This window comes from Variovorax xiamenensis, assembly GCF_050916385.1.
In the GTDB taxonomy this organism is placed as follows: domain Bacteria; phylum Pseudomonadota; class Gammaproteobacteria; order Burkholderiales; family Burkholderiaceae_C; genus Variovorax.
The window spans coordinates 4479906-4495703 of record NZ_CP139038.1 but is presented as its reverse complement, the minus strand read 5'-3'; the positions used below and the strand labels follow the sequence as shown (position 1 = coordinate 4495703).

The following is a 15798-nucleotide window of genomic DNA, read 5'->3' as shown; positions in this document are numbered from 1 at the left end:
AGATACTCAACCACATGGTTCAGTCAACTGCCCAACCCGACGCCGACGCCCTCGACGCAGTCTTTGCCGCGCTTTCCGATTCCACCCGGCGCGCGGTGCTCGAAGCCCTGGGCGAACGCAGCCTCAGCGTGACCGAGCTGGCCGAGCCGCACGACATGTCCCTCACCGGCTTCATGAAGCACCTGCGCGTGCTGGAAGACGCGGGGCTTATCTCCCGCACGAAGGAGGGCCGCATTGTGCGCTGCGAGCTGTCGCCCAGGCCCATGCAGGAGGCTGCCGTGTGGCTGTCGCGCTACGAGAAATTCTGGAACGGGCGCCTCGATGCACTGGCGCGCTTTCTCTATCACCAGGAGGAGACCGAATGGCGAACCCTTCCACCGGCGACACCGGACGCCCCTCGCTCACTCTCAGGCGGCACTACCGCGTCTCGCCCGACAAGGTCTGGCGCGCGTGGACCGACCCGCAAGCGCTGAAGCTCTGGTTCGGCCCCGGGGAAATCGTCTCGGTGCCGATCGCCGAGGTCGACCTGCGCGTGGGCGGCCGCTTCCGCGTGGCCATGCTTGCCGACGACGGCGAAACGCACGACGTGAGCGGCACGTATCTCGAGATCGTGCCGAACCGCAAGCTGGTCTTCAGCTGGGCCTGGCGCAGCACGCCCGAGCGCGAGTCGCGCGTCACCGTGCGCATCGAGCCCGACGCCGAGGGCTGCGAGCTGGTGCTGCTGCACGAGCAGTTCTTCGACGAGGCCGCGCGTGACGCCCACAACCATGGCTGGAGCGGCGCTCTCGTCAAGCTGGAGAGCTGGCTGAGCCTTGCCGCCTGAACCGCCGACCAAAAAAAGACGAACGAAGAACGGATGAAGAACACCTCCCCACCGGCACGCGCCACGATGCGCGAATGGACCGGCCTTGCCGTCATAGCGCTGCCCTGCATGCTCTATTCGATGGACCTCACGGTGCTGAACCTCGCGATCCCCTCGATCAGCGAGGAGCTCAAGCCCACCGCGTCGCAGCTGCTGTGGATCGTCGACATCTACGGCTTCTTCGTGGCCGGCCTGCTGGTCACCATGGGCACGCTGGGCGACCGCATCGGCCGGCGGCGCCTGCTGCTGATCGGCGCGGCGGCTTTCGGCGTCGCCTCGGTGCTCGCGGCGTTCTCGACCAGCGCCAACATGCTCATCGCCACGCGGGCCTTGCTCGGCGTGGCGGGCGCGACGCTGGCGCCGTCGACGCTCTCGCTGATCCGCAACATGTTCCTCGACCCGGGGCAACGCACCATTGCCATCGGCGTGTGGATCTCCAGCTATTCGGCCGGCGCCGTCATCGGCCCGGTGCTGGGCGGCGTGCTGCTGCAGTTCTTCCCGTGGGGCTCGGTGTTCCTGATCGGCGTGCCGGTGATGGTGCTGCTGCTGGTGCTCGGGCCCTTGCTGCTGCCCGAGTACCGGGACCCTAAGGCGGCGGGGCTCGACCTGGCCAGCGTGGCGCTTTCGCTGGGCGCGGTGCTGCCGGTGATCTACGGCGTCAAGCAGATTGCGGAGCACGGGCCGCACGTGGGGCCGGCGCTGTCGATCGTGCTGGGCCTGGCGCTGGGCTGGGTGTTCGTGCGCCGGCAGAAGCGGCTGGCCGACCCGATGATCGACCTGGGCCTGTTCCGCCTGCCGGCCTTCACTGTCTCGCTCGGCGCCTACATGCTGGCCTGCTTCGTGATGTTCGGCATCTTCCTCTACAACGCACAGTACCTGCAGCTGGTGCTGGGCCTTTCTCCCCTGCATGCGGGCCTCTGGAGCATGCCGGGGGCGGGCGCGTTCATCGTCGGCTCCATGGTCGTGCCGGCGCTGGTGCGGCGCATGCGGCCGGCCTTCGTGATGGGCGGCGGGCTGGCGGTGGCGGCGCTGGGGTTCGGCATGCTGGCCGTGCTGCCCGCGCAGGACGGGCTGCCCTGGATGGCGGGCAGCGCGGTCATTTCCTCGCTCGGGCTGGCGCCGGTGTTCACGCTGGCGACCGACCTGGTGGTGGGCAGCGCGCCGCCGGAGCGCGCGGGCGTGGCCTCGGCGATCTCGGAGACCAGCTCCGAATTCGGCGGGGCTCTTGGCATCGCGATCCTCGGCGCCATCGGGGCGGCCATCTACCGCAACGCCATGGCCGATGCAGTGCCTGCGGGCTTGGCAGGCGTCTCAGAGGTGGAGGCCGCCCGCAGCACGCTGGGCGGCGCGGTCGCGCTGGCCGGGCAGATCGGCGGGAGCGCGGGCGCCGAGTTGCTCGACGCGGGCCGGGGCGCCCTGCTGCGCGGCATGCGGCTCACGGCCGGGGTCTGCGCGGCGGTGCTGCTGTTCGTGGCGGGGCTGGTGGCGATCCGGCTGCGCGGCGCGGGCGGTGCAGGGCAGGCGCACCCCGTGGAAGCCCCGGGTGCCGCCGCATTGCCGGAGCGCTGACGAAACTCCATACTGGGGCTTCCACGACGCGACCACCGGAGCCTTCCATGAGCAACGAACTGCGCAAGAAGCTGCATGACCTGGCCGAACTCTGCGACAACGCCCCCGACCCGCAGACCAGGGCCATCATCGAGGCGATCCGGCTCCAGACGGCGGTGCTGAACGAGCGGCTCTTTTCCATCGAGCTGCAGATGACGGCGCTGACCAAGCGCCTCGAAAACACGACCGACTGAGGGGCGGCCGCTTTGTTGGGATAATCCCCCCATGAGCGGCAACACCTTCGGAACTCTCTTCGCGGTCACCAACTTCGGCGAGTCGCATGGCCCGGCCATCGGCTGCGTCATCGACGGCTGCCCCCCGGGCATGGAACTCAGCGAGGCGGACATCCAGGGCGACCTGGACCGCCGCCGCCCCGGGACCAGCCGCCACGTCACCCAGCGCAACGAGCCCGATACGGTGCAGATCCTGTCCGGCGTGTACGAGGGCAAGACCACCGGCACCCCCATCGCGCTGCTGATCCAGAACACCGACCAGCGCAGCAAGGACTACGGGCAGATCGCCCAGCAGTTCCGCCCCGGCCACGCCGACTTCACCTACTGGAAGAAATACGGCATCCGCGATCCGCGCGGCGGCGGGCGCTCCTCGGCGCGGCTGACCGCGCCCATGGTCGCCGCCGGCGCGGTCGCCAAGAAGTGGCTGGCCGAGAAATACGGCATGGTGTTCCGCGGCTGCATGACGCAGATCGGCGAGATCGCCATTCCCTTCGAGAGCTGGGACCACGTGCGCGAGAACCCCTTCTTCGCCCCCATCGCCGACGTGAGCGCACTGGAAGACTACATGGACCGCCTGCGCAAGGCCGGCGATTCGTGCGGCGCGCGCATCCGCGTCACTGCCTCGAACGTGCCGGTGGGCCTGGGCGAACCGCTCTTCGACAAGCTCGATGCCGAGATCGCCTACGCGATGATGGGCATCAACGCGGTGAAGGCGGTGGAAATCGGCGCCGGCTTCGACAGCGTCACCCAGCGCGGCACCACGCACGGCGACTCGATCACGCCCACCGGCTTCGTCACCAACAACGCGGGCGGCATTCTCGGCGGCATCAGCTCGGGGCAGGACCTCGAAGTGACCATCGCGATCAAGCCCACCAGCTCGATCATCAGCCCGCGCCAGTCCATCGACATCAACAACAACCCCGTCGAGGTCGTCACCAAGGGCCGTCACGACCCGTGCGTGGGCATCCGCGCGACGCCCATCGCCGAGGCCATGCTGGCGCTGGTGGTGATCGAGCACGCACTGCGCAACCGCGCGCAGTGCGGCGATGTGCCCCAAGGGCCCCTGGGCAGCAAGACAGAAGCCGCGTCGCCGCAGGCGTCCTTCCTCTAGTGTCCGAGCCGCCACCAGTGGCCGCCGCAAGGCGCGGCCACCTGCTGGCGTTCGCTGGCCTGTCGGCCAGCTATTTCGCGCACATCGGTTTCTTCAACCCCTACCTGCCGCTCTGGCTGAAAGACCTGGGGCTGCCGATCTTCACCATCAGCCTGCTGGCTTCGGTGCAGTCGATCACGCGGGTTTTCGCGCCCTATGCATGGGGCGCGCTCAGCGACCACACGGGGCAGCGCGTGAAGCTGCTGCGCTTCAGCGCGGCGGTGGCGCTGGTCAGCTCCTTCGGACTCTGGTGGCACGGCGGTGCGTGGTGGCTGGCGCTGGTGCTGCTCGTGATGTTCACCCACACCAGCTCGATGATGTCGCTCACGGAAGCCGCGATGGCGCAACTGGTGGCCGGCGACTGGGGGCGCTACGGGCGCATCCGGCTGTGCGGTTCGGCCGGCTTCCTGCTCACGGTGTTCGTGGCGGGCGAGTGGTTCGACCGTTTCGGCATGAAGCACTTTCCGGCGTGGGCCGCGGGCACGCTGGCCATCGTGCTGATCGCGACGATGAAGCTGCCCGACATGCGCGAACCCCCGGCCGCGCACGGCACGGTGAAGGAACCCATCGGACCGGTGCTGCGCAACCGTTCGGTGCAGTGGTTCTTCGCGTCGCTGTTCTTCCAGGTGATGTCGCACTTCTCGGTGTACGCGTTCTTCTCGCTGTACCTCGATTCGATCGGCTATGGCAAGAGCACCATCGGGCTGCTGTGGGCGTTGTCGGTGGTGGCGGAGATCGTGTGGTTCTTCCTGCAGGGCAGGCTCATCGGCCTGATGCCGATGCCGCGCTGGATGCTGGTGTGCGGCATCGCGGCAGTCGCGCGGCTCGGCCTGACCGCGGGCCTGGGCGGATGGATCGCCGCGCTCGTCGTTGCGCAATGGCTTCACGCGCTGAGTTTTGCCGCGCATCACACGACTTGCATCGCGGTGGTGTCGCGGCGATTCCCCGGCCATCTGCGCGGACGAGGGCAGGCGCTGTTTACAGTGATTGGCTACGGCTTCGGTGGTGTGTTGGGTGTCCTGCTCGGTGGCGCGGTTGCGCAGGCCTTTGGATATCGCACGATGTTTACAGCTGCGGCCTTGCTCGCCGTGCTCGGCAGCTTGTGTGCGTGGCAGGTGATGAAGTTGGAACGGATGGAGCGCGCGATCAGGACCACCTGATCTCCCGACAAAGTGTCATGGGCCTTACATGCCCACGTCACCGCGGATTTTTACGCTGCGCGCTCCGTAATCTTTTCTCCTAATTTCTCATGTCCGTTTCCGACGATTCGCGCGGCGCACGCACGCCGCGCATCCTTGCTTCTGCCGAATCGAGCGCTCCCGAACAGAACAACGACAACAACAACACGCCGCCGCGTCGCCAGGTGCTCAAGCTCGGTGCCTCGCTTTTGACGGTCGGCAGCAGCGGTGCCCTGCTCGCGGCCTGCGGTGGCGGTGGTAGCGATGCGCCCGTTTTCGGCTCGCTGCCCGCACCGGCTCCTGCGCCGGCACCTGCACCAACGCCAGCTCCGCCGGCAGCCGCCGCCAAGATCTCGAGCTTCTCGATCGCGGTGATGCCCGACACCCAGTTCTACGCCCGCTACGCCACGGCGGCCGAGAGCGACCAGTACAACAAGCGCTTCGGCAGCGCGCCCTTCGCCGCGCAGACGAAGTGGATCGCCGACAACGCCAAGGGGCTGAACATCCCGTTCACCATTCACCTCGGCGACGTGGTCGACCAGGTCGGCAAGCCCGACCAGTGGAAGGTGGCCGATGCCGCGATGAAGATCCTCGAGGATGCGAAGCTGCCCTACAGCGTGCTGGCCGGCAACCACGACGTGCTGAGCGATGTCGACTTCAGCGTCGACCCCGTGGGTGGCACCGATGCCAATCGCACTCCCGCGAATGAACCCTACATCCAGTGGTTCGGCACCGAGCGTGCGAAGAAGCAGGCGACCTTCGGCGCGCGCGATGCCAGCGGCTTCCACGAGTACCACGTGTTCGAGGCGCAGGGCCAGAAGTTCATGGTGCTGTCGCTGTCCTGGCGCATTTCCGACGCGGGCATCGCGTGGGCCCGCCAGGTTATCGCGAAGAACCCGACGCTGCCGGTGATCCTGGTGAACCACCAGCTGCTCAACATCGCGCCCGACGGCACGAGCCCGCTCGAAACCGACTACGGCAAGATGCTGTGGGACAAGCTGATCCGCGACAACGACCAGATCTTCATGACGCTCAACGGCCACCACCATGGCGCCGCGCATCTCACGAAGATCAACGACTTCGGCCGCAAGGTCGAGGAGATGGTGGTCGACTACCAGATGGCCTACCAGGGCGGCAACGGCCTGATGCGCCTGTACGAGTTCGACCTGACCAACAAGAAGATCAAGGTGCTGTCGTTCTCGCCGTGGGTGCCGCAGAAGCCGGCGGCCACGCTCAACAGCTTCGACCAGGCGGTGCTCACCACCGCTAACGAAGCCTTCACCATCGACATGGACTTCGCACAGCGTTTTGCAGGCTTCAACAAGAGCTTCGGCACCGGCAGCGCCACCATCGAGGGTTCGCTGGTGGACAAGGCCCGCGCGATGATCCTGGCCAACTACAAGGAGCCTGCGACGACCGTGCAGCGGCCTGCCACGAATTCCGACGACTACCCCAAGGTGGCGAACACGCTGGCGCACTGGCGCTTCTTCGGCGGTACGGTCAACCAGCCGGTGCTGCCGGGCACCGTCATCGCCGACGTCACGGGCAACAACCCGCTGCACCGCGATGCGCTCAATCAGGGTGGCGTGGTGGGCGCCACCGATGGCGACGTCGTCTGGACTGACGACCGCCACTACCTCTCGGCCGCGCCGGGCTCCGTGCGTTTCCTGAACACCAACAAGAACACACCGCGCCTGAGCTACTTCCTCACAGAGGCCGCTGCGCCGATCAATGCACAGACGCTGGAGAACGGCTACACCATCGAGGCCTTCATCAAGATCGACAAGAACTGGACGAGTGCCAACCAGGCGTGGATGAACATCATGACGCGCGACGGCAAGCGCGGCGACCTGGCGGGCTACTCGGGCGGCGACCCGGAGTCGCCCCCGATGCTGTTCGCCATTTCGAGCCTGCGTGAAGTGCAATGGGAAGTGACCCCGAGCCCGGCCGGAACCCGCGCGCCCAAGGCCAACTGGTCGGGCGAGGTCATCGCCGACCGCTGGGTGCACGTCGCCATCGTGAACGACCCAGTGTCGCACGACACCACGATGTACGTCGAAGGCGCACCGGTGCTGCGCAATGCCTCGGCCATCCCGGGCCTGGCCACGCTCTCGGCCACTTCGCCGTGGGTCGTGGGCGGTGGCTCCTGGGATGGTGCTCGCGCCGACGGCTTCTTCGGCAACATCGGCGAAGTCCGCGTCGTGGCAGCGGCGCTGGCCCCGGCGCAGTGGCTCACGGCACGCAAGCCGGTCTGACCTGAGCCTCCGGCCTTCCCGCTGTCCGTGAGCGGGATTTGTGGGAAGGCCGGCTTGCCTACTTCTTCTTGCCGGCCTTTCCCGCCTTCGAAGCTGCCTTCGCTGCACCCTTGCCGTTCTCCTTCTCGAAGATCTCGAAGTACTCCGAAGCCAGCTTCCGCAGCGACCTCCCGATGTTCGCGTAGTCGTACTCGTTGAGGTTCGCCAGCGACACCCGCCCCGACGCGTGCTTGCCGCCGAAGCCCCGCCCCGGCAGCAGCACGATGCTTGTCTCTTCTGCGATGCGGAAGAGGGCTTCGTTCGGCTGCAGCTTCGTCACGATCCATTTGCCAAACCGTTCGCCGTGCATCTGCGTGGCGATCTCCTGCAGGTCGAGCAGGTGGTAGTAGCTCACCGAATTGGGGTCGAGCTCCAGCGGCAGGCCGAGCTCGCGGTACAGGGCTTCCTTGCGGCGCAGGACGATGCGCTTCATCGACTTCTTGTACGCCTCGGGCTCGTCCATCAGGCAGAACAGCGAGAACATCACCATCTGCGCCTGTACGGGCGTCGAGAGGCCGGCTGTATGGTTCAGCGCCACGGTGCGGCTGTCGGCCACGAGGCGGTCGATGAACTTCAGCTTGCGCGGCTCGGTGGTGATGGAGCTGTAGCGTGCGTCCAGTTCCTTCAGCTTCGCCTCGGGCAGCTTCGCGATCTTGCGGTCGATGATGTTGTCGTCGTGCGTGGCCACCACGCCCATGCGCCAGCCGGTCGCGCCGAAGTACTTCGAGAACGAGTACACGAGGATGGTGTTGTGCGGGCAGATCGCAAAGAGCGAGCGGAAGTTGTCCGCGAAGGTGCCGTACACGTCGTCCGTGAGGATGATGAGGTCGGGCCGCTGCTTCACGATGTCGGCGATGTAGCCCAGCACCTCGTCGCTGATCTTCACCGACGGCGGGTTGCTCGGGTTGCACAGGAAGAATGCCTTGACCTTCGGGTCGAGCAGCTTCTGCAGCTCCTTCTTCGTGAACTGCCAGTTGTTCTCGGGCGGTGCATCGATCAGCGCCTCGATGAGCTGGTAGTCGTTCAGGTGCGGGATCTCGATGTACGGCGTGAAGATCGGCATGCCCAGTGCGATGGTGTCGCCGGCCTGCAGCAGGTGGTTCTCGCGCAGGCTGTTGAACAGGTAGGTCATGGCGGCAGTGCCGCCCTCCACCGCGTACATGTCGAAGGTACCCACGAAGGGGTACGTGCCGATCATTTCCTGGTGGATGTACTTGCCCACGATGATCTCGCTCAGCCGCAGCATGCGGTCGGGCACCGGGTAGTTGCACCCGAGGATGGCCTCGCACATCTCGTAGATGAAGTCGCCGGCCGACAGGCCCAGCTGGTCGCGTACGTACGACACGGCCGCCTCGATGAAGCGCACGCCGGGCTCGCCCTCGTGCGCCTTGGTGAAGATCTCGAAGCGCGCCTCGATGCCCTCGCGCTGCGGGAAGCCGCCCACGCCGTCCATGTAGATGTAGGAACGCTCGCTCTCGGTCATCGCGAAGAGGCCGAACTGGAAGAAGCCATGGCGCGGCGTGGTCGCCAGGAAGTTCGGGTTGCCGCGTCCCGCGTTCAGCATCAGCCGGTCGCTCTGCCGGGCCACCTGGATGAGGGCATCCTTCAGTTCGAAAGGGCTCAAGCCGCCGAGTTTTTTCACGTCGCTGAAATCCATTGGATGCTCCTGGTTGAGGGATGGATGAAAAAAGAAAACGGAAAGGCCGCCGCGTTCAGACGAGCGCGACGATCAGTGGCCCGAGCAGCGTGAGGAACACGTTCGCCAGCGCATAGGTGATGGCGAAGGGCACGGTGGGAATCGAGTTCTCGGCCTTGTCGAGCACCTCGCCGAAGGCCGGGTTCGCGCTGCGGGAGCCGCTCAGCGCGCCCGCGAAGATGGCCGTGTTGCCATAGCGCAGCACGTAGCGGCCGAACAGCATGGTCAGCAGCATCGGCACGATGGTCACGACCACGCCCACGCCGAAGATGGTCAGGCCCAGCTGCTTGATGGTCTGCACCGCCTGCAGGCCCGACGACAGACCCACCACCACCACGAAGCCCGCGAGGCCCAGGTCCTTCAGCAGCTGCACCGCGCTCGGGGGCAGGGCGCCGAAGGTCTGCCGCTTCGCGCGGTACCAGCCGAAGAGCAGGCCCGACAGCAGCGCGCCGCCGCCCGCGCCCAGCGTCAGCGGGATGCTGCCGATCTTCACGCTCAGCAGGCCGACCAGCAGCCCCACGACGAGGCCCGCGCCGAGATAGACGAAGTCGGTCTTCGCGCTCGGCACGATCACGTCGCCGACGACGGCGGCCACGCGCTTCACGTCCTGCTCGGCGCCGAAGATCGACACCAGGTCGCCGGTCTGCACCACGGTGTCGGGCTTCATGGGCAGGATCTTGCCCATGCGGCTGATCTGAACCACGAAGATGCCGTGGCGCACGCCGCCGGCGGTGGCCTTGCGGATCTCGTCGACCGTCTTGCGGTCGAACTCCTTGTTGGTCAGCACGATCTCGCGCTTCTGCATGGTGAGCTCCATGCCGTCGACCGCATAGACCTCCTTGCCCAGCAACGGCGCGCTGGCCACCACCGCGTCGCGCCGGCCGACGGCCAGCACGATGTCGCCCTTGTGCAGCACGAGCTCGGGGCTCACTTCGACGAACTTGCCGTCTCGCTTCACGCGCTCGATGGTGATGGTGGTGGCCGGGTTGACGTTCTCGATGTCGGCGACGGTGCGCTTCGGCTCGGCCTCGAGCTCGTAGATGCGGCCCACCAGCGAGGGCGCGGCTTCTTCCTGGTCGGGGCCCAGCACCTTCACGCCGGCCTGCTGCGCGGTCTCGGCGGCGATCGCGTCGTCGCGGATGGTGCGGCCCATGAACTTCGGCAGGATGTTGACGCACACGATGATCGCGCCGAAGGAGCCGAACACGTAGGTCACCGCATAGCCGATGGCCACGTTGGCCTGCAGCCGCGCGGTTTCGGCCGCGTCGAGCCCGAGCTTGGCGATGGCGTCGCCCGCCGTGCCGATGATGGCCGACTGCGTGAGGCCGCCCGCCGCCACGCCGGCTGCAAGGCCCTTGTCGAGCTCGCAGAGCTTGGCCATCACCACCACGGTGGCGAGGCCGGTGGCCGCCATCACCGCGGCCAGGATGATCTCCTTGACCGACTGCCTGCCGAGCGAACTGAAGAACTGCGGTCCGCTCTCGAAGCCCACCGCGTAGATGAAGAGGGCGAAGAGCACCGCCTTCACGCCGGCATCCACCTGCACGCCGACCTGGCTGACCAACACTGCCACCAGCAGCGAGCCGGCCACGCCGCCGAGCTGGAACTTGCCGAACTTGATCTTGCCGATCCAGTAGCCGACCGCCAGCGAGAGAAAGAGCGCCATCTCGGGCGACTTCTTGAAGAGTTCGTGCAGCCATTCCATGGGTCAGGTTCCTTCCGGTTTCTTGACGTTGTTCAAGCTCACCAAGCTCATTTCGCCGCGTGTACCACCAGCCCGGCCAGGGCCACGATGAGCGGCCCCATCAGCGGCAGCACCACGTTCGAAATCGCATAGGTGATCGTGTAGCCGAGCAGCGGCGTCGCGTTGCCCGCGGCGTTCTGCACGGCGCTGAGCGCGGGCGTGCTGCACTGCTGGCCGGCGATGGCACCGAGCAGCACGGGCGCCTCGAGCTTGAGCAGCTTGTGCCCGACGAGCAGCGAAATGCTGGCCGGCACCACCGCGACGGCCACGCCGACCAGCGGCAGTGCGATGCCGAATTTCTTCACGAGCGCCAGCGCCTGCGGGCCAGAGGCAAGGCCGACGCAGGCGATGAAGGTGGCCAGGCCCAGGTCCTTCATCAGCGCCAGCGCCTCGGGCGGCACGCTCAGCCGGTGCGGGTTCTTCGACTGGTACCAGCCGAAGATCAGGCCTGTGAGCAGCGCGCCGCCGCCCGTGCCCAGCGAGAACGGAATGCCGCCGAGCTTGACGCTGAAGCCGCCGATGAATACGCCCAGCAGGATGCCCATGGCCGCGTAGCTGATGTTGCTGTGCGTGGATTCGACGACGCGGTCGCCGATCAGCGGCAACGCCCGAGCCACGTCGAGCACCGGTCCGTAGAGCTTGAGCACGTCGCCGCGCTGCAGCTTCACGTCGTGCAGCAGCGGCATCGCGTTGCCATCGCGCGTCAGGCCGACGATCTGCACGCCGGGCGGAAGCGGTGCGTGCTGCAGCTCGTGCAGTTCGCGGTCGAACCATTCGCGCCGGTTGACCACGACTTCGGTGGTTTCCACGACGGCATCGAAGGCCGTGGTGTTGGCGAACTCGCGGCCCAGCAGTTCGGCCACGTTCACCAGCACGCTGCGCCGGCCGATGGCGAGCACCTGGTCGAAGGGCTGCAGCCGCAGCGTGGGATCGACGGCCAGGCTCTGTCCGCGTCGCACCACGCGTTCGATGCTGGCGCGGCCGCCGAAGATCGAGGTCAGCTCGCCGACCGTGCGGCCGCGGCCCACCGTGACCAGGAACACGCGGCCGATCATCTCCGGCGTGGCGCTGGCGGCATCGGGGTCGGCATCGCCGCCGCCCATGGTTTTCCAGAGGCGGTCGGCTTCGGCACGCAGGTCCACGCGCAGCAGCAGCGGAAAGACCTGGCTCGTGACGACCACGATCGCGATCAGCCCGAACACATAGGTGATGGAATAGGCCGTGACCACGTTGGCCTGCAGCTGCCGGATGTCCGTCAGCGACAGCGCGAGCTTGGAGATGGCATCGGTCGCCGTGCCGACCACTGCCGACTCGGTGGCCGCGCCCGCCATCAGGCCCGCGGCGGTGCCCTGGTCGAGCGAGAGGAAGAAGGTGGCGCCGAGCACCAGCACGAGCACCGTCACCACTTCGACCAGGCACAGGAGCCCGATCCGCAGGCCCTTGGCATCGAGATTGGCGAAGAACTGCGGTCCGCCCGCATAGCCGAGCGCGAAGATGAAAAGCATGAAGAACACGTTCTTCACGCCATCGTCGATATGGATGCCGAGCTGGCCGACGACCAGGGCCGCAATCAGCGTGCCGCAGATGCCGCCGAGCTGAATGGGGCCGAAGCGGATCTGGCCCACGGCATAGCCAATGGCCAGCACCAGAAATAGCGCTATTTCAGGCTGGTTTCTAAGTATTTCGACCAGACCGCCGATCACGATCCGATCCTTTGCCTGGAATGTCCTGGCAGGCGTGGTGCGGTGTCATTTGCCTCGCGGCTGATTCGGACGTAATTCATCCGAATCTCGCCAGTGTGACTTTGGACACTGGCGACCACGGATCGCGGACTTTATGCTGATTTGATAAATCGTCCATTTTTCGCATTGGTTCTTACGATAAATCAACACTTAGAATAATTGTGAAAATATGCATCGGGAGGTGAGTGTGAAACTCAAATTGCAAACAATATTCTTATCAATTGAATTATTTTTAATCGGTTTGACTTATCTTCAAGCCGAATCGTCCCAATGACCCGGCGCGTCAATATCCAGACGCCCGCAGGCGAGGCACTGCAGTTCCGCCAGCTGGTAGGCCGCGAAGCGCTGAGCCAGCTGTACGCCTTCGACATAGAGCTGCTGGGCAACAGCAACGCCATCGACCCCAAGAGCCTGCTGGGCAAGGCCTGCAGCGTGTCGGTGGAAACCGAAGGCGGGGTGCGCTACCTGGGCGGCATCGCCACCCGCTTCGGACTGCAGCAGGAGGATGCGCGCCATTCCTTCTACCGGCTGCGCCTTCGCCCCTGGCTGTGGCTGGCCACGCGGCGCAGCGACTTCCGCATCTTCCAGGGCAAGAGCGTGCCCGAGATCGTCATGGAAGTGCTCGGGCGCTACGGCCACCCCATCGAACAGAAGTTGAGCCGCAGCGACTACCGGCGCTGGGACTACTGCGTGCAGTACCACGAGAGCGACTTCGACTTCGTCTCGCGCCTGTGCGAACTCGAAGGCATCTACTACCACTTCAGGCACGAGGCCAGCCAGCACGTGCTCGTCTTCGCCGACGACATCGCCAACTCGCACAGCCCGCTGCCCGGGGGCGAAGAGGTGCGCTACCACCCGCTGGAGAAGTCCGGCATGGGCCAGCGAGAGCGCATCTACGCCTGGGAGATCGCCGAAGAAGTGCGTTCGGGCCACCACTACAACGACGACTACGACTTCGAGAAGCCCAAGGCCGAACTCTCGCACCTGCGCCAGATGCCCCCGGGGCACGACCATGACGCCTTCGAGAACTACGAATGGCCCGGCGGCTTCGTGCAGCACGGCGACGGCGAGACCTACGCGCGCGTCCGCAACGAGGAACAGCTCAGCCAGCGCAACCGCGTCAGTGGCCGCGCCAACCTGCGCGAGCTGGCCACCGGCCACACCCTGCGCCTGACGGGCCACCCCAAGGCCGACCAGAACCAGCAATACCTGCTTGTGGGCGTGAGCTACCACCTGCAGGAAAACCTGCAGGCCAGCGAGGGCGTGGAAGGCACCGAGGGCTCCGTGCAGCGCTTCGCCTTCGAGGCCCAGCCCACCAGCTACGCATGGCGCGCGCCGCGCACCACGGCCAAGCCGCGCACTCGGGGTCCGCAGACCGCCATGGTGGTGGGCCCGGCGGGCGAGGAGATCTGGACCGACCAGTACGGGCGCATCAAGGTGCAGTTCCACTGGGACCGCATCGGCCAGGACAACGAGAACTCCAGCTGCTGGGTGCGCGTGTCCACCGCGTGGGCGGGCGCCACCTTCGGCATGACCAGCGTGCCGCGCATCGGCATGGAGGTGATCGTCGACTTCCTCAACGGCGACCCCGACTACCCGATCGTCACGGGCTGCGTGCACAACGCCGACACCATGCCGTCGTGGGAGCTGCCGGGGCAGAAGCACCTGTCGGGCATCCGCAGCCGCGAGCTCGGAGGCGGGCGCGGCAACCACCTCGTGCTGGACGACACGCAGGGCAAGATCCAGGCGCAGCTGCGCAGCGACCACCAGGCCAGCCAGTTGAGCGTGGGGCACATCGGGCGGATCGAGGACACGGCGGGGCGCAAGGAGAGCCGGGGGCAGGGCTTCGAGTTGCGCACCGACGGGCATGGGGTCGTGAGGTCTGCGAAGGGGCTGCTGGTCACCACCGAAGCTCGCCCGAACGCGCAGGCGCATGTCACCGACATGGGCGAGACCGTGGGGCGGCTCACGCAGGCCCGGGACATGCACGAAGGCCTCAGTGGACTGGCCCAGGGGGCGCAAGCCCATGAAGCCGGCGACCAGGACGAGGTCACCACGAGCATCAAGGAGCAGAACGACGCCATCAAGGGCCAGGGCGGCAATCGCGAACAGGGCGAGTTCCCCGAGTTCCAGGAGTCGCACCTGACGCTGGCCAGCGCCAAGGGCCTGCAGACCGTGGCGCAAGGCTCGACGCACATCGTGAGCAACGAGCACAGCGCGCTCACCAGCGGCGGCCATACGAGCGTGAGCGCGGGCAAGAGCATGCTGGTGAGCGTGCAGAGCGCGATCCGCATGTTCGCCGCCAAGGCCGGCATGCGGCTCGTGGCGGCCGGTGCCGACATCGACATCAAGGCGCTGAAGGACAGCGTGAACGTGCTGGCCAAGCTCAACATCACGCAGACGGCCAACAAGATCACCATCCAGGCGAAGGAGGAGGTGGTGATCAACGGCGGCTCGAGCTACAGCCGCTGGAGTTCGGGCGGCATCGAGCACGGCACCTCCGGCACCTGGCGCGAGCATGCCGCGGTGCACAGCCTCGTGGGCCCCGCCAACGACGGCAAGCCCGCGCTACCCAACCCGCCGCCGGTACCCAAGGGGCAGCTCGACCTGTATCACCAGTACATCAAGCCGACCGGCGAAAAGCGCCAGGGCGTGGCGCAGGGCGACTTCACCGTGGTCGATTCGGAAGGCGGCACGCACGCCGGCACTTTCGACCGCAACGGCTTCGCGACCGTCTCGGGGCTGCCCATCGGAACCGCCAAGGTCACGTTCGGCAAGGATCCGCGCGACCCCTGGGAAGAGGGCAGCTACTACGGGACGCCCGAAGACTGGAAGGCGAAAGGTGCGACGGGTGCAGCGGCCGACGGAGCAGGCGGCGGCGTGTCCGGCATCTCGGGCCTGATGAATGGCGTTGGCGGCTTGACTGGTTCCGCGGGTGGTGCCGCAGGCGCTCTCGCCGGCGTGGCAGGCATGGGCAGCAAGGCAGCGGGTGCACTGAGCCAGGTCACCCAGGCAGCCGGCATCGCGCAGCAGGCCGTGGGCGCAGCCCAGGCAATCCAGCAAGGCGGCGCCAAGGCGCTGCTCGGCCAGGCCAGCCAGGCAGCAACCGGCATGGCGATCCAGGCGGCCGGTGCCAAGCTGGGGCCGATGGGAGTGCCGATCACCGGCGTGATGAGCGGCATGGCCACGGGCGGAATGAAGCCGGCGGGCATCGCAACTGCCGCTGCCAACCCCGCATCGACAGGCCGTACACCAGGCTTCGCAGGCTAGCCCGGCGACGAGGCGCCTCAC

11 protein-coding genes are annotated in these 15798 nt (G+C 66.7%); 8 read left to right on the top strand and 3 right to left on the bottom strand.

Annotation, left to right across the window (positions count from 1 at the left end; all coding sequences use genetic code 11):
* Nucleotides 1-14 precede the first annotated feature (14 nt).
* The 7 genes from SFB74_RS20500 (at nt 15) to SFB74_RS20470 (ending at nt 7286) form a co-directional block, all read left to right on the top strand.
* Nucleotides 15-473 (top strand): ArsR/SmtB family transcription factor, encoded by a 459-nt coding sequence (locus SFB74_RS20500; protein WP_432726125.1) that lies wholly within the window; start codon nt 15-17, stop codon nt 471-473.
* Nucleotides 362-823 carry an SRPBCC family protein gene (locus SFB74_RS20495; RefSeq protein WP_432726124.1) on the top strand — a complete coding sequence of 154 codons (462 nt, stop codon included), beginning with the start codon at nt 362-364 and terminating at the stop codon, nt 821-823. Before SFB74_RS20500 ends, SFB74_RS20495 begins: the two co-directional genes overlap by 112 nt.
* Nucleotides 824-856: 33 nt before the next feature.
* Nucleotides 857-2431 (top strand): MFS transporter, encoded by a 1575-nt coding sequence (locus SFB74_RS20490; RefSeq protein WP_432726123.1) that lies wholly within the window; start codon nt 857-859, stop codon nt 2429-2431.
* A 47-nt stretch (nt 2432-2478) separates the two neighbouring features.
* Complete coding sequence (locus tag SFB74_RS20485; RefSeq protein ID WP_432726122.1) at nt 2479-2664, top strand: hypothetical protein; 186 nt, start codon at nt 2479-2481, stop codon at nt 2662-2664.
* 31 nt (nt 2665-2695) lie between these two features.
* The gene (gene aroC / locus SFB74_RS20480; RefSeq protein WP_432726121.1) at nt 2696-3814 is read left to right on the top strand and encodes a chorismate synthase; all 1119 of its coding nucleotides are present in this window, start codon (nt 2696-2698) and stop codon (nt 3812-3814) included.
* Between the two features lie 17 nt (nt 3815-3831).
* Nucleotides 3832-5013: an MFS transporter gene (locus SFB74_RS20475; protein WP_432726120.1), complete on the top strand. Its 1182-nt coding sequence runs from the start codon at nt 3832-3834 to the stop codon at nt 5011-5013.
* An 89-nt stretch (nt 5014-5102) separates the two neighbouring features.
* A complete protein-coding gene (locus SFB74_RS20470; RefSeq protein ID WP_432726119.1) occupies nt 5103-7286 on the top strand; it encodes a LamG-like jellyroll fold domain-containing protein in 2184 nt (727 codons plus the stop codon).
* Between the two features lie 58 nt (nt 7287-7344).
* Here the strand turns inward: SFB74_RS20470 and SFB74_RS20465 are convergent, their stop codons facing one another.
* From SFB74_RS20465 to aspT (SFB74_RS20455), 3 genes are read right to left on the bottom strand one after another with little or no spacing between them, the layout of a single operon-like run.
* Nucleotides 7345-8982, bottom strand: coding sequence for a bifunctional aspartate transaminase/aspartate 4-decarboxylase (locus SFB74_RS20465; RefSeq protein WP_432726118.1), 1638 nt, complete (start codon nt 8980-8982; stop codon nt 7345-7347).
* Nucleotides 8983-9037: 55 nt separating this feature from the next.
* Nucleotides 9038-10726 carry an aspartate-alanine antiporter gene (gene aspT / locus SFB74_RS20460; RefSeq protein ID WP_432726117.1) on the bottom strand — a complete coding sequence of 563 codons (1689 nt, stop codon included), beginning with the start codon at nt 10724-10726 and terminating at the stop codon, nt 9038-9040.
* Nucleotides 10727-10773: 47 nt separating this feature from the next.
* Nucleotides 10774-12468, bottom strand: a complete 1695-nt coding sequence (gene aspT, locus SFB74_RS20455; RefSeq protein WP_432726116.1) for an aspartate-alanine antiporter — start codon at nt 12466-12468, stop codon at nt 10774-10776.
* A gap of 309 nt (nt 12469-12777) precedes the next feature.
* On the opposite strand from aspT (SFB74_RS20455), the gene SFB74_RS20450 reads away from it, so the two are divergent.
* Nucleotides 12778-15777, top strand: coding sequence for a type VI secretion system Vgr family protein (locus tag SFB74_RS20450; protein WP_432726115.1), 3000 nt, complete (start codon nt 12778-12780; stop codon nt 15775-15777).
* The last annotated feature ends 21 nt before the right edge of the window (nt 15778-15798 follow it).

Coding starts and splice junctions, on each gene's coding strand:
- SFB74_RS20500 (WP_432726125.1), top strand. CDS start 15: ATGGTTCAGTCAACTGCCCAACCCGACGCCGACGCCCTCGACGCAGTC.
- SFB74_RS20495 (WP_432726124.1), top strand. CDS start 362: ATGGCGAACCCTTCCACCGGCGACACCGGACGCCCCTCGCTCACTCTC.
- SFB74_RS20490 (WP_432726123.1), top strand. CDS start 857: ATGAAGAACACCTCCCCACCGGCACGCGCCACGATGCGCGAATGGACC.
- SFB74_RS20485 (WP_432726122.1), top strand. CDS start 2,479: ATGAGCAACGAACTGCGCAAGAAGCTGCATGACCTGGCCGAACTCTGC.
- aroC (WP_432726121.1), top strand. CDS start 2,696: ATGAGCGGCAACACCTTCGGAACTCTCTTCGCGGTCACCAACTTCGGC.
- SFB74_RS20470 (WP_432726119.1), top strand. CDS start 5,103: ATGTCCGTTTCCGACGATTCGCGCGGCGCACGCACGCCGCGCATCCTT.
- SFB74_RS20465 (WP_432726118.1), bottom strand. CDS start 8,982: ATGGATTTCAGCGACGTGAAAAAACTCGGCGGCTTGAGCCCTTTCGAA.
- aspT (WP_432726117.1), bottom strand. CDS start 10,726: ATGGAATGGCTGCACGAACTCTTCAAGAAGTCGCCCGAGATGGCGCTC.
- SFB74_RS20450 (WP_432726115.1), top strand. CDS start 12,778: ATGACCCGGCGCGTCAATATCCAGACGCCCGCAGGCGAGGCACTGCAG.